The organism is Bosea sp. NBC_00550 (assembly GCF_026020075.1).
In the GTDB taxonomy this organism is placed as follows: domain Bacteria; phylum Pseudomonadota; class Alphaproteobacteria; order Rhizobiales; family Beijerinckiaceae; genus Allobosea.
The window spans coordinates 3,990,513-4,008,839 of the sequence record NZ_CP102772.1 but is presented as its reverse complement, the minus strand read 5'-3'; the positions used below and the strand labels follow the sequence as shown (position 1 = coordinate 4,008,839).

Below are 18,327 nucleotides of genomic sequence, written 5' to 3'. Positions count from 1 at the left end.
CGTTTCGTTTAGGGTCGCGCAACGCCTCTCAGCTAAGACGGAACCGCTATGCCGCCATAAGAGGGCACGCGCCGGGCCAGCCGCCGCGAGAACGGATCATGCTGCCAGATCGTGCCACCATTTCCGCCTACCTCACCATCCTGAGCGGCTCCGCCGGCCGGCTCACCATCTCCCTTGTCTACTTCCTCATCGTTGCGAATACGTTGACCCTCGGCGAATTCGGATTGTTCGCTGCGGCGTCCTCGACGGGGCTGATCCTGTCGCGCCTGCTCGCCTTCGGATTCATCTCGCCGCTCTATCGCGTCGCGACGGTGAAGCCGCGCCTGCTCGGGGCCTATCTGGCGGGCTTCAGCGCGCTCAGCCTGCTGTCGCTGCCGCTGATCGCCGCCGTCGCCGCCATCGTCTATGCGCTGTTGTTCGCGGACCGGCTCGCCATCCTACCATTCGCGGTCATCATCGTCGCGGAAGTGCTGGGCTGGCGGCCCGTCGAGGTCGTCGCCATCGTCAACAACGGCCTGCGCCGCTTCCGGCAAGCGGCGCTCCTCGTCATCATCGGCTCGGGGCTGCGCACGATCGCGGCGCTGCTCTTCATGACCTTCGGCCATGCCAGCCTCGAAAGCTGGGTCCTCGCCTATGGCGCCGCGACGATGGCGAGCGCCCTGATCGCGCTGACCGCCTTCCTGCCGGCGTCGCGCTGGCGCCTGGTGCGCAGCCTCTATCCGCGCCGCATGGCCGATGCAGTCTACGCGGGTGCGGCCGACATCGTCTTCTACATCCAGGCCGAGCTCGACAAGCTGCTGGTGCTCGGCCTCGCCGGCGAGCGCACGGCCGGGCTCTACGCCATCGCGCTCCGGGTCATCGACCTGACGGCGATGCCGGTGCGCAGCTTCACCCAGATGCTGGTGCAGAAGATCATGACGGATCGCGGGCTCGGCGGCCTCAGGCGGCTCGCCGGCTTCGAGATCGGCATCGCGCTGATCTCGATCGCCGGCTTCATGGCGGTCATCGTCGCGCTCAAGCCTTTCCCGGGGCTGCTCGGCCGCAATGTCTCCGAAGCCGCCTATCTGTTCGCGCCGATGCTGCTCGTCCCGGCCTTCCGCAATCTCGTCGAGTATCATGCGGAGCTGCTCTATGCGCGGGAGCGGACCGGCTCGCGCATCGCGCTTTTGTGCCTGCTGACCGCGCTGAAGGCCGCGCTGATCTCGGCCGTGATGTCGCGCTTTGCCGAAGGCGAGGCCTGGGCCGGCTGGATGAACCTCGTCTTCGGGCTGGTCTATCTCGTCTCGGCCGGCTTCACCTACGGGCTGCTCGCGCGGGCCGGGCGGCCTGCCTCACGCTGAGGCCTGCCGCTCGAACAGCGCGCGGATCCGGTCGAGCGGCTGGCCGATGAAGGACTGTATGCCGATGGCGACCTGCCAGGGTTCGAGCACCTCCTCGAAGGAACCGAGCCGATCGAAGCCTTCCATATCCTCGTTCAACCAGTAGCCCTTGCAGAGCTCGCGGGCATCCGGCCAGTGCCCGGCCGCTTCCAGCCCGAGCACGCGTTCGAGGTAGTAGCCGTAGATCAGGTACTCGGAGAACTGGCGGTCACGCGCGATGGCGCTGACCCAGTCGCGGCCGCTCTCGCGCTCGATCCTGGCCAGCAGCGACAATACATGCTCGCGGCGCCAGCTCACGAGATTGTTGATGTAGTCGGGTCCCGGATAGCTGGGCCGGCCGAGACCGAGCAGAGCTGCGGCGTTCTCGCACCATGGCCGATGGGGCGCCATGTCGGCGGTGATGGCGTCCGGCTTGCGGTAGAGGCGGATGGCCCCGTCTCTCAGGAGGCTCTCGAGCTTGAAGGGTCTGACGAAGAGCATGTCCGAATCGGCGAAGAGGACGACGTCCTCGCTGCTGGCCTTGGCGACAGCAAACTTGCGCAATTGCTGCGTATGCCAGCCGCGCAGCGGCGGCAGGCCGCGAGCCGCGGCGCCCAGCCCTGTCCAGATCCGCCGCTTGCCGAAGCTCAGCGGATCCGGGATCGATTTCAGCCAGTGCGGCAGCAATTGGGATTCGGGCAGGATACGCCGGCGCGGCCCTTCGAGATCGCGAAAAAGCGGGACGTCACGATCTTCCACCAGCAGGTAATGGACGGCCTGGCCGGTGACGAAACGATCGATGCTGGCGCAGAGCAGCCGGCAGCGATCGAGATCGCCCCGATAGCTCGGCGTCGCCAAGGCGAATGTAGTGGTCACTCCGGCGAACTCACCCGCTGCGCCTGCCGCCGGTCGCATATTGCCACAGCATGCGCGTCAGGAAAGCCGGATTGCCCAGCACATAGCGCCGCCAGAGCCGGCGCGGCTCGAGCCAGAGGCGATAGGCCCATTCGAGGCGCGCCTTGCGCGCCAGATCGGGCGCTCGCGGCACCTCGCCGGCGAAAAAGTCGAACAGCGCGCCGACGCCCGCCGCTGCAGCGCAATGCTGCGGTCCGAGCCTATCGGCGATGAAGCGCTCCTGCAGGGGATTGCCCATGGCGACGAGCAGCATGTCGGGCCGCTCGGCCTTCAGCCTGTCGAGAAGCTGCTTTTCCTCGGCCGGCGCGTAGAAGCCGTGCGACAGGGCGCTGAAGCGATGGTTCGGATAGCGTTGCGAGAGCTGCGCGACGGCCCGGTTTGCGACACCGGGCTTGCCCCCCAACAGCGCGATCCGCATCGGGCGCTGCTGTCCGGCAAAGAAGGCCGGGAAGAAATCGGTGCCGTTGAGATTGGCCGGGAAAGGCTCCCCGTAAAGCATCCAGCTGCCGATATCGACGCCGATGCCGTCCGCCATCACGAGAAAGGTCGAGAGGCTGCGCTGCAGGGCGACGTCATTCGCGGCGACGTTGACCAGATTGGCGTTGCAGAAGGCGAGCTTGACGTGGCCCCCCGTGGCGATTGCGTCGGCAAGCTCGGCGATCGCTGCTTCGCGATCCATCACGGCGATGCCGACGCCACCGATATCGCGCTTGGCGTAGCCCGAGCGTTTGCGGTCGGCGGCTTCCCTGGCGATCGTGATGGAGACGGTTGCGGGCACGAAGCTGTCGATCCCCTGGCACTTGTTGGCGCTTGATGACATCAATGTCATGGCCGTTCCAAGGCACGGGTCAAGGCAAAGTCCGGCGAAAGGTGAACGGCACCTTCCCCAAATTCGCGGGTTCGCGTTAACGGCAAAACTCTTGCAGAAACAATGCGTTGTTCCGAAGCGGCACGAATTGCCCCTCGGTCTTCAGCCATGCCGGCTTCCCGCCCCTCATGCCGTTCCACCGCGGGACGCGATGCCATCGACCGTCCCGATCCGGGACGGATTCGACGTGGCGCTCGGCACCGATTTTCTGCCGTCGTCCTTAACGCCGCGCATGACTGGTCTGCACAAATGTCCGAAACGAACGCGCCCTCTGGCCGGTACCGATTGGCGCGGCTAGGCTGGTCCGAACGACATAGGGAGGCTGAGGGGCATGAACCAAATCGATTTAAAGAACCGCGTCGCCATCGTGACAGGCGGGGCGCAAGGGATCGGCCGGGCCGTTGCCGAGCGTTTCGCCGCAAGCGGCGCGACCGTCGCGATCTGGGACCTGGACGGAACGCTGGCCGAGAAGGCCGCCGCGGAGATCGGACATGGTGCGATCGGCCTTGCGGTCGACGTCACCGATGCCGATGCCGTCCAGAAGGCGAGCGATGCGCTGGAAGCCAGGCATGGCAGCGTCGACATCCTCGTCACCAGCGCCGGCATCGCCGGCCCCAACCACAAGACCTGGGACTATCCGCTCGAAGACTGGGCGCGCGTGATGCGGCTCAATCTCGACGGCACGCTGCATTGCTGCCGGGCGGTCATTCCCGGCATGCTCAAGCGCAATTACGGCCGCATCGTCCTGGTCGCCTCGATCGCCGGCAAGGAGGGCAACCCCAACGCCTCGGCCTACTCGGCTTCGAAAGCCGCGGTGATCGCGCTGACCAAGTCGCTCGGCAAGGAGCTGGCCGACAAGGACATCGCCGTGAACTGCATCACGCCGGCCGCGGCCCGCACCCGCATCTTCGACCAGATGAGCGAGGAGCATATCGGCTACATGCTGGCGAAGATCCCGCGCGGGCGCTTCCTGCTGCCCGACGAGGTCGCCTCGATGGTCGCGTTCCTGGCCTCGGCCGAGAACAGCTTCACCACGGCGGGCGTATTCGACCTGTCCGGTGGGCGCGCGACCTACTGAAACCGGCGGGAAGCGCCGCCACCAATGCCGCCGGAGACAAGCAGCTTGGCGAAAATGCCGGTCGCAGTTTCGCCAGCCCTGCTCTAACCTTTTGGGCATGACGCAGATGCTTCCCTCCGCCGCCGTCCTCGGCGCCCGCGCCTTTGCCGCGCTTGCCGGCCTCAACCGCTTCAGCGACGAGCCGGGCAAGCTGACGAGGCTCTACCTCTCGCCGGCGCACCGGCAGGCGGCGGAATGGGTCAAGGGCGCGATGGAAGTGGCGGGGCTGAGCGCCTTCATCGATGCCGCCGGCTCGGTGCAGGGGCGGCGCGAAGGCACGGTGCCGGGAGCTCCGATCGTGCTGATCGGCTCGCATATCGACACGGTGAAGGATGGCGGGCGCTTCGACGGCAATCTCGGTGTCGTCGCCGGCATCCTCGCGGTCCAGGCCCTGCGCGATGCCGGGATCAGCCTGCCCTTCCCGATCGAGGTCGTGGCCTTCGGCGACGAGGAGAATGTGCGTTTCCCGACGCATCTCTCGACCTCGGAAGCGCTGGCCGGCGCCTATGATCCGGCCTGGCTCGACGCACGCGACAGCGAGGGCGTGAAGCTCGGCGATGCGCTGCTCGCCTTCGGGGGAGACCCCAGCGGCATCGCGGCTCTCGCCCGCAAGCCCGGCTCGATCCAGGCCTATCTCGAAGTCCATATCGAGCAGGGGCCCGTGCTGGACGCGGAAAACGAGCCGGTCGGTATCGTCACCGCCATCAACGCCCAGAGCCGGGCGCGGGTGCGCGTCACCGGCGAAGCCGGCCATGCCGGCACCGTGCCGATGGCGCTGCGCAAGGATGCCCTCACCGCCGCCGCCGAGATGGCATTGGCGCTGGAGCAGATCGCGGCCAGGCACGAGCTCGCGGTCGGCACGGTCGGCGTGCTCAGGCCTGAGCCCGGCGCGACCAATGTCGTGCCCGGCGCAACCGAATTCACCATCGACTACCGCGCGCCGAAGAACGAGACGCTGGCCGCGATGGAGACCGAGATCCGCAGCCGCTTCGCCGAGATCGCCACGCGTCGCGGCGTCGGGCTCGAGATCGTGCCCTATGCCAAGGCCGATGCCGTCCCGATGGATCCGCGCCTGCAGGACGCCTTCACCGCCGGCATCGCCCGCAGCGGCAGCAACATCGCCGGCCGCCGTCTGCCCTCCGGCGCCGGGCATGACGCCATGACCATGGCGGCGATCGCGCCCGCTGCGATGCTCTTCGTGCGCAACGAGAAGGGCATCAGCCATTCGCCATTGGAGAACATGAGCGAGGCCGATGCCGGCATCGCGATCAAGGTCCTGCTCGAAACGATTCTGGAACTTGCCGGACGGTCGAAGTAGAAGAATTCCAGCCGCGACACCGCGCACCATTCCGCGACGCGTCCGAAAGCCCTAGGAGAGGCGCGCCGCAGGAGGCTGGCAATGGATTTCGAGAACTTCTTCCGCCGCGAACTGGACGGGCTGCGCCGCGAGGGCCGCTACCGCGTCTTCGCCGATCTGGAGCGTCAGGCCGGCCGCTTCCCCATCGCGACCTATCATGGCGAGGGCGGCCCGCGCGACGTCACCGTCTGGTGCTCGAACGACTATCTCGGCATGGGTCAGCACCCGAAGGTGCTCGCGGCAATGCATGAGGCGCTCGACGGCAGCGGCGCCGGCGCCGGCGGCACCCGCAACATCGGCGGCACCAACCACTACCACGTCCTGCTGGAGCGCGAGCTCGCCGACCTGCACAGCAAGGAAGCGGCGCTGCTGTTCAACTCCGGCTACATGTCGAACTGGGCGTCGCTGTCGACGCTCGCCGCGCGCATCCCCGGCTGCGTCATCCTGACCGATGCACTCAACCACGCCTCGATGATCGAAGGCATCCGCCATTCGCGTGTCGAGAAGCTGATCTTCGCCCATAACGACCCTGCAGACCTGCGCCGCAAGCTGGCTGCGCTCGATCCGAACAGGCCGAAGCTGATTGCGTTCGAGTCGGTCTATTCGATGGATGGCGACATCGCGCCGATCCGGGAGTTCTGCGATATCGCCGACGAGTTCGGCGCGATGACCTATATCGACGAAGTCCATGCCGTCGGGCTCTACGGCCCGCGCGGCGGCGGCATCTCCGAGCGCGAAGGCCTGACCGACCGGCTGACGCTGATCCAGGGCACGCTGGCGAAGTCCTTCGGCGTGATCGGCGGCTATGTCACCGGCTCGGCCGCGCTCTGCGACTTCATCCGCAGCTTCGCCTCCGGCTTCATCTTCTCGAGCTCCTTGCCGCCGTCCGTGGCGGCGGGCGCGATCGCGGCGATCCGGCATCTCAAGGAAAGCGCGGTGGAGCGCGAACGCCAGCAGGACCGCGTCGTGGCGCTACGCCGAAAGCTGGACGCCGCCGGTATCCCGCATCTCGGCAACCCCAGCCATATCGTGCCGGTGATGGTCGGCGAGGCGAAGGCCTGCAAGGCGATCAGCGACGAGCTGCTGGCGCGCTTCGACATCTATGTCCAGCCGATCAACTACCCGACCGTGCCGCGCGGCACCGAGCGCCTGCGGATCACGCCCTCGCCCTTCCACTCCGACGCCGATATCGACCGGCTGGTGGCGGCTCTGGGCGCGATCTGGCTGCGGGATGGGCTGAAGCGGGCGGCGTAACGCGCTGCGCCGTCATTCTCGAGCGCAGCGAAGCGCAGACCCGAGAATCTCAGGACAAGAACGCGCCGGGAACGCATCGCCGGCATGAGATGCTCGGGCCGAGCCCGAGCATGCCGCGTTACGCCTTCAGAGATTGAAGACGCGGTGGGGGACGAATTCGCCGTTCTCGACCGAGCCGGTCGCGACAAGTGTTCCGCCGCAAGTGGCGTAGGCGGCCTGCGCCTCCACCGGTGCTCCGGCGCCCCGCAGCAAGGCGCTCTGGCCGCGCTTGATACGGGCGGCCGCGTCGCGATGCATCACGATTTCCGGGATCAGAGTCAGGGCGGCCTTGACCGGCAGCAGCGCCTCCAGCGCGCGCTCCGGACTTTCGCGCAGGGTTTCCACCCCCGCGGCATCCTCGATCGCGAAGGGGCCGACGCGGGTGCGGCGCAGATGCGCGACATGGCCGAGACAGCCAAGCGCGAGGCCGAGATCGCGGGCGATGGCGCGGACATAGGTGCCCTTGCCGCATTCGGCCTCGAAGGTGGTGGTGGCACCGTCATGGCTGACGATGGAGAGTGCATCGATCTCGACCGGACGGGCTTCGAGCTGGACCTCCTCGCCGTCGCGGGCGAGGTCGTAGGCGCGCTCGCCGGCGATCTTGATCGCGGAGAACTTCGGCGGCGTCTGCAGGATCGTGCCGGTGAAGCGCGGCAGCAGGGCCGCGATGGCGGCTTCGTCAGGACGCAGCTCGGAGGTCGCGATGACCTTGCCCTCGGTGTCATCGGTGTCGGTCTGCGTGCCCCAGGCGACGGTAAACTGATAGGCCTTGCGCCCGTCCATCACGAAGGGAACGGTCTTGGTCGCCTCGCCGAGCGCGATCGGCAGCAGGCCGGACGCCAGCGGATCGAGCGTGCCGGCATGGCCGGCCTTCTTGGCGGAAAAGGCGCGCTTGACCACCGCGACCGCATGGGTCGAGGTCATGCCGACCGGCTTGTCGAGCACCACCCAGCCATGGATGTCGCGCTTCTTGGGACGCGGGGCCGGGCTGCCCTCCCGGCTCTCGGTGGCTTCGGGGGTGCTCTCAGTTGTCATGGTCACGGTCGTCGTCTTCTTGGTCCTGGTCGATCTTCAGGCGCTGGCGCAGCGTGTCGCGGCGGACCTCCTCGGTGTCGAGCAGCGCATCGATGCGCTCGGCTTCCGCGAAGCTCTCATCGGCGCGGAAGCGGACATCCGGCGCGTATTTCAGGTTCACGCGATGGGCGATCTCGCCGCGGATATAGCGCTTGTGGCCTTCGAGCGCCTTGAGCACCGGCTTAACATCCTGCCCGCCAAGCGGCATGATATAGGCCGTGGCGAGCTTGAGATCGGGCGAGAGGCGCACCTCCGGCACGGTGACGACGTATTTCGCCAGCACATCGTCATGGATATCGCCGCGCGAGAGCATGTCGGCCAGCGCGTGCCGGATCAGTTCGCCGACGCGCAGCTGCCGCTGGGACGGACCGGATGTCTTGATGGGTTTTGCCATGGTTCTCGTTCTCCGGGATCGGACCGGACGGACGGTTGAACGTCATGGCCGGGCCTCGGGCCCGGCCATCGTTGTCCTGGTCGGAACGATCGCGCGGCAGCTCAGAGGCTGCGCTTGATCTCTTCGACGCGATAGCACTCGATCACGTCGCCAGGGCGCATGTCCTGGTAGTTCTCGAAGGACATGCCGCATTCCTGGCCGGCGACGACTTCCTTGGCATCGTCCTTGAAGCGCTTGAGCTGTCCCAGCTTGCCCTCGTGGACGACGACGTTGTCGCGGATCAGGCGGACATTGGCGCCGCGCTCGATCGTGCCGTCGGTGACGCGGCAACCGGCGATCTTGCCGACCTTCGAGACGTTGAAGATCTCGAGGATCGACGCGTTGCCGAGCATGGTTTCGCGCAGCGTCGGCGCCAGCAGGCCCGACATCGCGTCTTTCACGTCATCCATCAGGTTGTAGATTATGTTGTAGTAGCGGATCTCGACGCCGGCCCGGTCGGCCGCCTCGCGCGCTTCCTTGTGGGCGCGCACGTTGAAGCCGACCACGACAGCGCCCGAAGCCTGGGCGAGCGTGACGTCCGACTCGGTGATGGCGCCGACGCCCGAGGACAGGACGCGAGCCCGCACCTCCTCGTTGCCGACCTTCTCGAGCGCTCCGACGATGGCCTCGACAGAGCCCTGCACGTCGCCCTTGACGACGAGCGGGAACTCCTTGCGGCCCGCGCCTTCCTTGAGCTCGCGCATCATCTCGGCCAGCGAACGGCCGGCGCCGGAGGCGGCACCGCGCGCGGCGAGGCGATCGCGACGCTGACGCTCGCGATAATCGGTGATCTCACGAGCACGCGCTTCCGACTCGACCACCGCGACGCGGTCGCCGGCCTCGGGCGTGCCGTTGAAGCCGAGAACCTCGACCGGCATGGAGGGCGGAGCCTCCTTCACCTGCGCGCCGGTATCGGCGATCAAGGCGCGGACGCGGCCCCATTCGGCGCCGGCGACGACGATGTCGCCGGTGCGCAGCGTGCCGCGCTGGACGAGCACGGTCGCGACCGGACCACGACCACGGTCAAGCTTGGCCTCGATGACCGTGCCTTCGGCGGGGCGCTCGGGATTGGCCTTGAGATCGAGCAGTTCGGCCTGAAGCGCGATCGCCTCGAGCAGCTTGTCGAGATTCTGCCCGGTCTTGGCGGACACCGAGACCTCGAGGGTCTCACCGCCGAGCGATTCGACCTGGATCTCGTACTGCAAGAGCTCGGCACGCACCCGGTCGGGGTTGGCATCGGGCTTGTCGACCTTGTTGATCGCGACGATCAGCGGCACGCCGGCAGCCTTGGCGTGATGAATCGCCTCGGCGGTCTGCGGCATGACGCCGTCATCGGCGGCCACGACGAGCACGACGACGTCCGTCACCTTGGCGCCGCGGGCGCGCATCGCCGTAAAGGCGGCGTGGCCGGGGGTGTCGATGAAGGTCACCTGGCTGCCCAGCGGGGTCGTCACCTGATAGGCGCCGATATGCTGGGTGATGCCGCCGGCCTCGCCGGTGACTACCTTGGTCTTACGGATCGCATCGAGCAGCGAGGTCTTGCCGTGGTCGACATGGCCCATGATGGTCACGACCGCCGGGCGGGACGCCAGGGTCTCGTCGATATCAGGCGTATCGAACAGGCCTTCCTCGACGTCGGATTCGGCGACGCGCTTGACGGTGTGGCCCATCTCCTCGGCGATGAGCTGCGCGGTGTCGGCGTCGATCACATCGGTGATCTTGTGCATCGCGCCCTGCTTCATCAGCAGGCGGATGACGTCGACAGCCCGCTCCGTCATGCGGTTGGCGAGTTCCTGGATGGTGATCGTCTCGGGGATGATCACCTCGCGCATCACCCGCTCCTTCTGCGCGTCGGAGGCCCGGTGCCCGGTCATCCGCTGTACGCGGCGGCGGAAGGAGGCGACCGAACGCGTCCGCTCGTCGTCGCCGCCCGTGGCGGTGGCGAGCGTCAGACGGCCGCGCGGCTTGTCGTTGGTGGTCTTCGGCGTCTTGGGCGCCGCCGGAGCGGGACCACGGCCGGCGCCGGCGCCCACGCCGGGACGGCGGAACGCGGCCTTGACGTCGACGTCATCCGAGCGATTGCGCGGGGCTCCGCTGGACGGCACCTGACGGGCCGGACGCGCGATGGCGGGCTCGGCGGGGGCCGAGGCATCCACCCGGGGCGGCCGGGGCGCATCCGAGCGCGGCGGGCGGCTATCGAGGCGCGGCGGACGCGCACCGGTGTCGCGCATCGGCTGCCGCGGCGCGAACTCGCGCGGGCCGGACGGGGCCGGACGGCCAAAATACTGGGTCGGCTGCGGCGCGGGGGCCGCTGCCTGGGGAGCGGCATCGCGCGGCGCGGCGGGCGGAGCGGCCGGGCGGGGCGCGTGATCCTCGCGCTGGCGCACGACGCTCTCGGCGCGACGCTTCTGCTCGTCTTCGTGGCGACGGCGTTCCTCTTCCTGGCGCTGGCGCGCCTGGGCGGCCTCGCGCTCCTGGCGCTCGCGATCGGCGGCGGCCGCACGCTGGCGTGCATCCTCCTCGGCGGCGCGGCGCGCCTCGGCCTCGGTGCTGCGCGCTTCGGCGAGGGCGCGCTGACGCGCATCCTTCTCCTCGTCGGACAAGGTGCGCAGCAGCATGCTGCCGGCCGGACGCTGCGGAGCGGGCGCGGGGCGGGGCTGCGGAGCGGCCTGCTGCGCCGGAGCCTGCGGAGGACGCGGCGCGACGGGTTCCTTCACCTCCGGCCCGCCGGCGCGGCGCTTGACCTCGACGACGACCTGCTTGGAGCGCCCATGCGAGAAGCTCTGGCGAACAGTGCTCTGCTCGACAGGCCGCTTCAGCGACAGGGTCTTGGGCGGGTTGACGGAAAGAGTCTTGTCGCCCGGGTTTTTGGTATCGGTCATTCCGCGTTCGGTCCTGCCGGTTCGGTCGTGTCTTCAGTGTCGTTCTGGTCGGGTGCGGCGGTATCGTCCGTCCGGTAACGGACGAGCCGACGCCAGCGCGAGAGCACGCCCTCGGCCGCTGGTCCCGGAGCAAGCGCGGCATGTATCACATGTGCCCGCCCCAACGCCAATTCCAAATCCGCCGCCGTGAAAATCGCGACGACGGGCAATTCCCGGGCCTTGAGCCCTTCGGCCGCGCGGGCCGCCGCCAACCTGCGGACCGACTGGCCGATCTTGCGCTTGCCGTCCTCGGCTCCGTCGCTCGCCGCGACGACTGCGAGGCAGCGGCCTGATTCAACGAGCGCCTCGACCTTGGCAAAGCCGGCGATGACGAGGCCGGCCTTGTTGGCCATCGACAGCGCCTGCAGCGCGTCCCGATGCATCAACCGGTCGATCATATCCGGCAAATCAGCCGGAACCGCGACCTTTGCCTTGAGCGAGCGCTCGAAGGCTTTTCGCTTGATCGCCTCGGCCACGGTCTTGCGGCTCAAGCTGGCCCAGACACCGCGGCCGGGCAGCTTGCGCCGCAGATCCGGCACGAGCACGCCATCCGGCCCGGCGACGAAGCGGATCAGATCGTCAGGCGCCTTCACGGTGCGCGTGACGACGCAGCTCCGCTCCGGACCATCCTTCTGCGCCGCCTTCACCGCGACAGCTCCGCTCAGGCCTCGGCCGCCTCGTCGGCTTCGGTCGCGGGCTCCTCGGTCGGCGCCTCGATCCAGCCGGCGTGGACGCGCGCAGCCATGATGATGGCCTCGGCATCCTGGCGGGAGAGATCGAAGCCGTCGAGATAGCCGGCGTGACGGGTCGACTCGCCGTCCTTGCGCTCGGTCCAGCCGATCAGGTCGTCCGTGGCGCAGCCCGCGAGATCCTCGACGCTCTTCACGTCGTTCTCGCCGAAAGCGACCATCATGGAAGTGGTGACGCCATCGACCTCGCGCAAGGCGTCCTCGACGCCGAGAGCGCGGCGCTTCTCGTCGAGCTCGGCCTCGATGGTGGCCAGATGCTCGAGCGCACGGCTCTGGATCTCGCCAGCGGTGTCCTCGTCGAAGCCCTCGATCGAGGCGAGCTCGGCGAGGTCGACATAGGCGAGCTCCTCGACATTGCGGAAGCCTTCCGAAGCCAGCAGCTGGCCGACCGTCTCGTCGACGTTCAGCGCGTTCATGAAGATCTCGGTGCGCTGCAGGAATTCCTTCTGGCGGCGCTCCGACTCCTCGGCTTCCGTCAGAATGTCGATATCCCAGCCGGTGAGCTGCGAGGCGAGGCGCACGTTCTGGCCACGGCGGCCGATGGCGAGCGAGAGCTGCTCGTCGGGCACCACGACCTCGATCTTGTCGGCTTCCTCGTCGAGCACCACCTTCGCGACTTCGGCCGGCTGCAGCGCGTTGACGACGAAGGTCGCGACATCCGGCGACCACGGAATGATGTCGATCTTCTCGCCCTGCAGCTCGCCGACGACGGCCTGCACGCGCGAACCACGCATGCCGACGCAGGCGCCGACCGGATCGATCGAGGAATCGCGGGAGATCACGGCGATCTTGGCGCGCGAACCCGGATCGCGGGCCACGGCCTTCACCTCGACGATCCCGTCATAGATCTCAGGCACTTCCTGGCCGAAGAGCTTGGCCATGAACTGCGGATGGGTTCGCGACAGGAAGATCTGGGGCCCACGCGGCTCGCGGCGCACGTCGTAGACATAGGCGCGGGCGCGGTCACCGACCTTGAAGGTCTCGCGCGGGATCATCTCGTCGCGGCGGATGATGGCTTCGCCACGGCCGAGATCGACGAAGACGTTGCCGTACTCGACGCGCTTGACTGCGCCGTTGACGATCTCGCCGATGCGATCCTTGTACTCGTCGTACTGACGGTCACGCTCGGCCTCGCGCACCTTCTGGACGATGACCTGCTTGGCCGACTGGGCGGCGATGCGGCCGAAATCGAAGGGCGGCAGCGGATCGGCGATGACGTCGCCGACCTGGGCGGCCGGGTTGTGGCGCTTGGCCTCGTCGACCGTGATCTCGATCGCCGGGTTCTCGACGGTCTCGACGACCTGGAGATGGCGGGCGAGGCGCAGTTCGCCGGTCTTGGTGCTGATCTCGGCATGGACGTCGGTCTCGGCGCCGTAGCGCGAGCGGGCGGCCTTGGCGATGGCGTCCTGCATGGCATCGACGACGATCTGGCGATCGATCGACTTCTCGCGCGCCACCGCGTCGGCGATCTGCAGCAGTTCGAGCCTGTTGGCGCTGACGACCATGACGCTCACTCCTCTTCGGTATCGTTGCTTTGCGGAACCGCATTGCCGGTCTTGCCCGGTCGCGGTCCCAGCGATTTCCCTCGGCCCTTCTTCGGGCTGGCGATCTCTTCGGCCGCCGGCATCTCCGGCGGCAGGCCGGACTTCCCGCGGCGCAGCGATTCCGTGACGAGCGCATCGGTCAGGACCAGCCGCGCCTCGGCGATCAAGCGCATCGGAATCGCGACGTCGCGCTCTTCCTCGCTCTTGGCGTCGTCCCGCGTCAGCAGCGCATCCTTCCCGGCCACGCCACGCAGGATGCCGCGGAAGCGCTTGCGGCCGGAAACCGGCTCGCTCGTGTCGATCTTGGCGAGATGGCCGGCCCAGCGCTCGAAGTCGCTCGCACGCACCAGCGGCCGGTCGATGCCCGGCGACGACACCTCGAGATAATAGGCCGCCTGAATGGGATCGTCGACGTCGAGCACCGGCGAAACCGCCTGGCTGATCTCCTCGCAGCCCTCGACCGTCATCGAGCCATCGGGCCGCTCGGCCATGATCTGCACGGTGCAGCCGTTCTGCGCGGTCACGCGCACACGCACCAGCCGGTAGCCGAGATCGACGATCGCCGGCTCGATGATCGTGGCGACACGCGCCGCCACGCCGCCTTCGACAACAAGTCGGGCTTCATGAGCGGATGATGCTGTCGGTTCGCTTGTCGTCATGCCCCGGGCCGTCCCGTCTGCCTCCGGCGGGTTGCGGCCAATAAAAAAGAGCGGGCCGGCCGGCCCGCTCTTGATCACCGGCGTTAACCGATACCAGAGCTGTTGGGCGCTATTTAGTCCGCATCGCCTCGATATGCAAGCTCCGAGCACCGGCGATAACCCGATGGTCATCCTTCCCTGCCAATGTGGGAAGCGGGATAGTGGTTGAGGACAGAGTATGAGTGCGGTCGCAACGCTGCTGCGAGACCTCGAAACGACGATGGCGCGCGGCTCCAGCGACGAGCGAGCTGTCGTTCTCTCGCGCCTGACGGATCTCTTCCTCGCCACCGCGATCGACATGGACGAGGAACAGGTCGGCGTCTTCGACGCGGTCATCGGGCGGCTGTCGCGGGCGATCGAGCTGCGCGCCCGCGTCGAGCTGTCGGAACGCATTGCGCCCGTGCCCAATGCGCCGAGCGGCGTGGTGCGCCAGCTTGCCCTCGACGAGATCGCCGTGGCGCGCGCGGTGCTGGTGCAATCGCCGCGCCTGACCGATCAGGACCTCGTCGCGGTCTCCGCAGCCAAGGGCCGCGACCACATGCTCGCCATCACCGAGCGGCCGGACCTCGGCGAGCCGGTCACCGACTTTCTCATTCTGCGCGGCGGGCGCGTCGTGACCCATGCGGTCGCTGCCAACCAGACCGCGCGCTTTTCGCGCCACGGCATGGGCGTGCTCGTGATGCGGGCGGCACAGGACGATGCGCTCCAGGCCACGCTCGGCCTGCGGCGCGATATTCCGGCCGAGCTGGTCGGCCAGCTCATGGCCGCCGCCAAGAGCTCCGCCCGCCGTCGCCTGAGCGAAAGCCTGGAACCGAAGCTGGCCGGGGATGTCGACGGCGCGGTCGAGCGCGGCGCCGATGCCATCGCGGCCGGCGGCCAGATGCCCGGCGAGCTCGGCGCCATCAGCGCGGCGCTCGTCGAGATCCGGGAACTGAACGAAGCCGGCCTGCTCGACGAGGAGAAGGTTCGCAGCTTCGCGCAACAGGCCGCGACCGAGCACGCCACCTGCGCCGTCGCCGTGTTGGCGCAGCTCAGCCTGCCGGCGAGCGAACAGGTCATTCTCGGCACCGATCGCGAGGCGATCCTGATCGTCGCGCGCGGCCTCGGCTGGTCGTGGGAGACGACGGCGGCGCTGATCTCGCTGCGCAAGGATTTCGGAAAATCGCAGGCCGCCGTCGATCGCGCCCGCGACAGCTTCCGCAATCTCGCACAGAGCACGGCCCAGCGCGTGCTCGGCTTCCTCAGAATGCGCGACGCCAAGCCGTGAGGTAGCTGGAGATACGGCCTTCGCGCACCGCCTTCGCCTCGTAGCGAGTCCGGATCCAGCCAGGATAGGGGGTGCGCCAGTCGCCCGGCCGCTCGTCGGCCCAGTCGAAATCGGGCGAGGCGAGCAGCCGCGACAGCGTCCAGCCGACGTAATCGTCGATATCGCTGGCGAAACGGAAGCGCCCGCCAGCCTTCAGAGCCCGGGCGAGCAGGGCCAGAGTCCGTTCGGAGACGAAGCGGCGCTTGCGCTGGCGGCGCTTCGGCCATGGATCGGGATAAAGCAGGTCGATGGCATCGAGGCTGCCGGCCGGAAGCCGCGGCAGCAACAGGGCCGCATCGCCGTCCCAGACCCGGATATTGGTCAGGCCCTCGCGCTCCGCGACGGCGAGAAACTTGGCCATGCCGTTGATGAACGGCTCGACGCCGATGAAGCCGATCTGCGGGCTCTCGCGCATGCGCATCAGCAGATGCTCGCCGCCGCCGAACCCGATCTCCAGGCGCACGGCCTCCACCGGCTCGGGAAACAGCGCGTTAAGATCGGCGATGTCGCCTTCCGGCAAACGCAGGCGCGGCAGGGTATGTTCGATCAGGTGGCTCTGGCCGTCGCGCAGCGCCTTGCCCTTGCGGCGGCCGTAGAAGGCCCTTTCGTCGTGGTCGGGGTCGTGGGTCATGATCCGTGTTCGTACCGCATTGTCCGATCAAGCGCCGTCATTCCGGACGCAGCGAAGCGGAGATCCGGAATCCATCATAGAGCTCCAGAGCCCTCCGATGAATTCCGGGTCAAGCCCCGGATCACCGCGGTGTTTCAACGGCCTTATCCAGCAAGTCAAAAGAAAAAGGCCGGGTGGACCCCGGCCTTCTTGTTCATGACCCGACGAGGTCGTTTCAGGCGACAGCCTTCTTGAGCGCGTCGACGAGGTCGGTCTTCTCCCAGGAGAAGCTGCCGTCGCGGCCGGCCTTGCGGCCGAAATGGCCGTAGGCCGAGGTCTTCGCATAGATCGGCTTGTTGAGGCCGAGATGGTTGCGAATGCCGTTCGGCGAGAGGTCGACGAGCTTGCCCAGCACGTCCTCAAGCTTCGATTCCTCGACCTTGCCGGTGCCGTGCAGATCGACATAGATCGACAGGGGCTTGGCGACGCCGATGGCGTAGGAGAGCTGGATCGTGGCGCGGTCGGCGAGCTTGGCCGCAACGATGTTCTTGGCGAGGTAGCGGGCCGCATAGGCGGCCGAGCGGTCGACCTTGGTCGGGTCCTTGCCGGAGAAGGCGCCGCCGCCATGCGGAGCCGCGCCTCCATAGGTGTCGACGATGATCTTGCGGCCGGTGAGGCCGGCGTCGCCGTCGGGACCACCGATCACGAACTTGCCGGTCGGATTGATGTGCCAGACAGTGTCCTTGGAGATCCAGCCTTCCGGCAGGGCCTGGCGGATATAGGGCTCGACGATCTTGCGGACATCGGCCGAGCTCAGGGACTCGTCGAGATGCTGGGTCGAGAGCACGATCTGCGTGACGCCGACCGGCTTGCCGTTCTCGTACTTGACCGTGACCTGGCTCTTGGCGTCGGGGCCGAGCTTGGCGGCATCGCCTTCGCCCTTCTTGCGGGCGAGCGTCAGCGTCTCGAGGATCTTGTGGGCGTAGTAGATCGGAGCGGGCAGCAGCTCGGGCGTCTCGCGGCTGGCATAGCCGAACATGATGCCCTGGTCGCCGGCGCCGACATCCTTGTTGCCGGTCTCGTCGACGCCCTGGGCGATATCGGCCGACTGCGGATGCAGCAGCACGTCGATCTTGCACTTCTTCCAGTGGAAGCCGTCCTGCTCATAGCCGATGTTGCGGATCGCCTTGCGGGCGGCCGACTTCACCTTGGACTTGATCTGCTTCTCGTCGAGATGGGTGCGGACCTCGCCGGCGATGACGACGCGGTTGGTCGTCGCCAGCGTTTCGGCCGCGACGCGGACCTTGGACGGCTCGTAGCCGGCCTTGACCGCCTCCTTGAAGAACAGATCGACGATCTCGTCCGAGATGCGGTCGCAGACCTTGTCGGGATGTCCCTCGGAGACGGACTCGCTGGTGAAAAGATAATTCTGGCGTGACACGGTCGCAGGACCCCCTGAAGCGGCACATCGAAAGGCCGGCGCTTCGCACCAGCTTGAAGAACACGCCGTCATCGCAGCGGACGCGTTCGCCGTCAAGCCAACAAATCCGTTAATCGAAAGGATTGTTCGTCAAGACGAACAAAATCGAGGTGGAATCAGGCTTTTTCGCCGTCTTCCTCCGCCAGCGCCTCGACGAGATCGATAATCCGGCGCCGGACGCGGCCGCTTTTGATGCGGGTGAAGGCCTTGGTGAGCTGCACGCCTTCACTGGTCGTCAGGAAGTCCGAAATATAGGCCGTGGCGGCGGAATCGGCGAAACCGCCGGACGGCGCATCGCCCGAAGGAGCTCCGTCGAAGAAGAAGGCAACGGGTACGTCGAGCTCTTTGGCGATCTGCTGCAGGCGGCTCGCGCTGATGCGGTTGGAGCCCTTTTCGTATTTCTGAACCTGCTGGAACGTCAGGCCCAGCGCATCGCCGAGCTTTTCCTGGCTGATGCCGGCGAGCATTCGGCGCATACGGACGCGGCTGCCGACATGCCTGTCGATCGGGTTGGGGACTTTCTTGATCATGATTAGCCTGCTCTTGCGTCAGTTGTCATGACCAGGAGCCGCCATCCTGGTCGGCATGGAACTCGTGGTGTATT

At 67.4% G+C, this 18,327-nt stretch carries 16 protein-coding genes; 5 read left to right on the top strand and 11 right to left on the bottom strand.

Translation table 11 applies throughout. From position 1 onward, the window contains the following. Nucleotides 1-98: 98 nt before the first annotated feature. On the top strand, nt 99-1,340 hold the full coding sequence (locus NWE53_RS19290; protein ID WP_265050978.1) for a lipopolysaccharide biosynthesis protein: 1,242 nt from the start codon (nt 99-101) through the stop codon (nt 1,338-1,340). Here NWE53_RS19290 and NWE53_RS19285 read toward each other — a convergent pair. Both NWE53_RS19285 and NWE53_RS19280 read right to left on the bottom strand, forming a co-directional pair. Further along, entirely contained in the window at nt 1,332-2,234 is a 903-nt protein-coding gene (locus tag NWE53_RS19285; protein WP_265050977.1) for a DUF6492 family protein, read from the bottom strand. The two genes, NWE53_RS19290 and NWE53_RS19285, sit on opposite strands and share 9 nt — an antisense overlap. A gap of 10 nt (nt 2,235-2,244) precedes the next feature. Continuing rightward, nucleotides 2,245-3,102 (bottom strand): WecB/TagA/CpsF family glycosyltransferase, encoded by an 858-nt coding sequence (locus NWE53_RS19280; protein ID WP_265050976.1) that lies wholly within the window; start codon nt 3,100-3,102, stop codon nt 2,245-2,247. A 370-nt stretch (nt 3,103-3,472) separates the two neighbouring features. On the opposite strand from NWE53_RS19280, the gene NWE53_RS19275 reads away from it, so the two are divergent. The 3 genes from NWE53_RS19275 (at nt 3,473) to hemA (ending at nt 6,869) form a co-directional block, all read left to right on the top strand. Beyond that, the gene (locus NWE53_RS19275) at nt 3,473-4,219 is read left to right on the top strand and encodes an SDR family NAD(P)-dependent oxidoreductase (RefSeq protein WP_265050975.1); all 747 of its coding nucleotides are present in this window, start codon (nt 3,473-3,475) and stop codon (nt 4,217-4,219) included. Nucleotides 4,220-4,325: 106 nt separating this feature from the next. Further along, entirely contained in the window at nt 4,326-5,576 is a 1,251-nt protein-coding gene (locus NWE53_RS19270) for an allantoate amidohydrolase (RefSeq protein WP_265050974.1), read from the top strand. 81 nt (nt 5,577-5,657) lie between these two features. Beyond that, a complete protein-coding gene (gene hemA / locus NWE53_RS19265; RefSeq protein ID WP_265050973.1) occupies nt 5,658-6,869 on the top strand; it encodes a 5-aminolevulinate synthase in 1,212 nt (403 codons plus the stop codon). 126 nt (nt 6,870-6,995) lie between these two features. Here hemA and truB read toward each other — a convergent pair whose 3' ends face one another. The 6 genes from truB to rimP all read right to left on the bottom strand — a co-directional run bounded on the left by truB (nt 6,996) and on the right by rimP (nt 14,288). Then, nucleotides 6,996-7,943, bottom strand: a complete 948-nt coding sequence (gene truB, locus NWE53_RS19260) for a tRNA pseudouridine(55) synthase TruB (protein WP_265054953.1) — start codon at nt 7,941-7,943, stop codon at nt 6,996-6,998. After that, complete coding sequence (gene rbfA / locus NWE53_RS19255; RefSeq protein WP_265050972.1) at nt 7,933-8,376, bottom strand: 30S ribosome-binding factor RbfA; 444 nt, start codon at nt 8,374-8,376, stop codon at nt 7,933-7,935. Before rbfA ends, truB begins: the two co-directional genes overlap by 11 nt. A 101-nt stretch (nt 8,377-8,477) precedes the next feature. Beyond that, nucleotides 8,478-11,297 carry a translation initiation factor IF-2 gene (infB, locus tag NWE53_RS19250; protein ID WP_265050971.1) on the bottom strand — a complete coding sequence of 940 codons (2,820 nt, stop codon included), beginning with the start codon at nt 11,295-11,297 and terminating at the stop codon, nt 8,478-8,480. Further along, nucleotides 11,294-11,983, bottom strand: a complete 690-nt coding sequence (locus tag NWE53_RS19245; RefSeq protein WP_265050970.1) for an RNA-binding protein — start codon at nt 11,981-11,983, stop codon at nt 11,294-11,296. Before NWE53_RS19245 ends, infB begins: the two co-directional genes overlap by 4 nt. 14 nt (nt 11,984-11,997) lie before the next feature. Further along, nucleotides 11,998-13,590 carry a transcription termination factor NusA gene (nusA, locus tag NWE53_RS19240; protein ID WP_265050969.1) on the bottom strand — a complete coding sequence of 531 codons (1,593 nt, stop codon included), beginning with the start codon at nt 13,588-13,590 and terminating at the stop codon, nt 11,998-12,000. A 5-nt stretch (nt 13,591-13,595) separates the two neighbouring features. Further along, nucleotides 13,596-14,288 carry a ribosome maturation factor RimP gene (gene rimP, locus NWE53_RS19235; RefSeq protein ID WP_265050968.1) on the bottom strand — a complete coding sequence of 231 codons (693 nt, stop codon included), beginning with the start codon at nt 14,286-14,288 and terminating at the stop codon, nt 13,596-13,598. A 217-nt stretch (nt 14,289-14,505) separates the two neighbouring features. On the opposite strand from rimP, the gene NWE53_RS19230 reads away from it, so the two are divergent. Continuing rightward, the gene (locus NWE53_RS19230) at nt 14,506-15,594 is read left to right on the top strand and encodes a DUF2336 domain-containing protein (RefSeq protein WP_265050967.1); all 1,089 of its coding nucleotides are present in this window, start codon (nt 14,506-14,508) and stop codon (nt 15,592-15,594) included. Here NWE53_RS19230 and trmB read toward each other — a convergent pair. From trmB to NWE53_RS19215, 3 genes are all read right to left on the bottom strand, one after another. After that, nucleotides 15,569-16,264, bottom strand: a complete 696-nt coding sequence (gene trmB, locus NWE53_RS19225) for a tRNA (guanine(46)-N(7))-methyltransferase TrmB (RefSeq protein WP_265050966.1) — start codon at nt 16,262-16,264, stop codon at nt 15,569-15,571. The two genes, NWE53_RS19230 and trmB, sit on opposite strands and share 26 nt — an antisense overlap. A gap of 214 nt (nt 16,265-16,478) precedes the next feature. Further along, nucleotides 16,479-17,684, bottom strand: a complete 1,206-nt coding sequence (metK, locus tag NWE53_RS19220; RefSeq protein WP_265050965.1) for a methionine adenosyltransferase — start codon at nt 17,682-17,684, stop codon at nt 16,479-16,481. A 155-nt stretch (nt 17,685-17,839) separates the two neighbouring features. Then, nucleotides 17,840-18,250: a helix-turn-helix domain-containing protein gene (locus NWE53_RS19215; RefSeq protein WP_265054952.1), complete on the bottom strand. Its 411-nt coding sequence runs from the start codon at nt 18,248-18,250 to the stop codon at nt 17,840-17,842. Between the last annotated feature and the right edge of the window lie 77 nt (nt 18,251-18,327).

Excerpts from the sequence above, each read along its gene's own strand:
- NWE53_RS19290 (WP_265050978.1), top strand. The coding sequence starts at position 99 with ATGCTGCCAGATCGTGCCACCATTTCCGCCTACCTCACCATCCTGAGC.
- NWE53_RS19280 (WP_265050976.1), bottom strand. The coding sequence starts at position 3,102 with ATGACATTGATGTCATCAAGCGCCAACAAGTGCCAGGGGATCGACAGC.
- NWE53_RS19275 (WP_265050975.1), top strand. The coding sequence starts at position 3,473 with ATGAACCAAATCGATTTAAAGAACCGCGTCGCCATCGTGACAGGCGGG.
- NWE53_RS19270 (WP_265050974.1), top strand. The coding sequence starts at position 4,326 with ATGCTTCCCTCCGCCGCCGTCCTCGGCGCCCGCGCCTTTGCCGCGCTT.
- hemA (WP_265050973.1), top strand. The coding sequence starts at position 5,658 with ATGGATTTCGAGAACTTCTTCCGCCGCGAACTGGACGGGCTGCGCCGC.
- truB (WP_265054953.1), bottom strand. The coding sequence starts at position 7,943 with ATGACAACTGAGAGCACCCCCGAAGCCACCGAGAGCCGGGAGGGCAGC.
- rbfA (WP_265050972.1), bottom strand. The coding sequence starts at position 8,376 with ATGGCAAAACCCATCAAGACATCCGGTCCGTCCCAGCGGCAGCTGCGC.
- infB (WP_265050971.1), bottom strand. The coding sequence starts at position 11,297 with ATGACCGATACCAAAAACCCGGGCGACAAGACTCTTTCCGTCAACCCG.
- nusA (WP_265050969.1), bottom strand. The coding sequence starts at position 13,590 with ATGGTCGTCAGCGCCAACAGGCTCGAACTGCTGCAGATCGCCGACGCG.
- rimP (WP_265050968.1), bottom strand. The coding sequence starts at position 14,288 with ATGACGACAAGCGAACCGACAGCATCATCCGCTCATGAAGCCCGACTT.
- NWE53_RS19230 (WP_265050967.1), top strand. The coding sequence starts at position 14,506 with ATGAGTGCGGTCGCAACGCTGCTGCGAGACCTCGAAACGACGATGGCG.
- trmB (WP_265050966.1), bottom strand. The coding sequence starts at position 16,264 with ATGACCCACGACCCCGACCACGACGAAAGGGCCTTCTACGGCCGCCGC.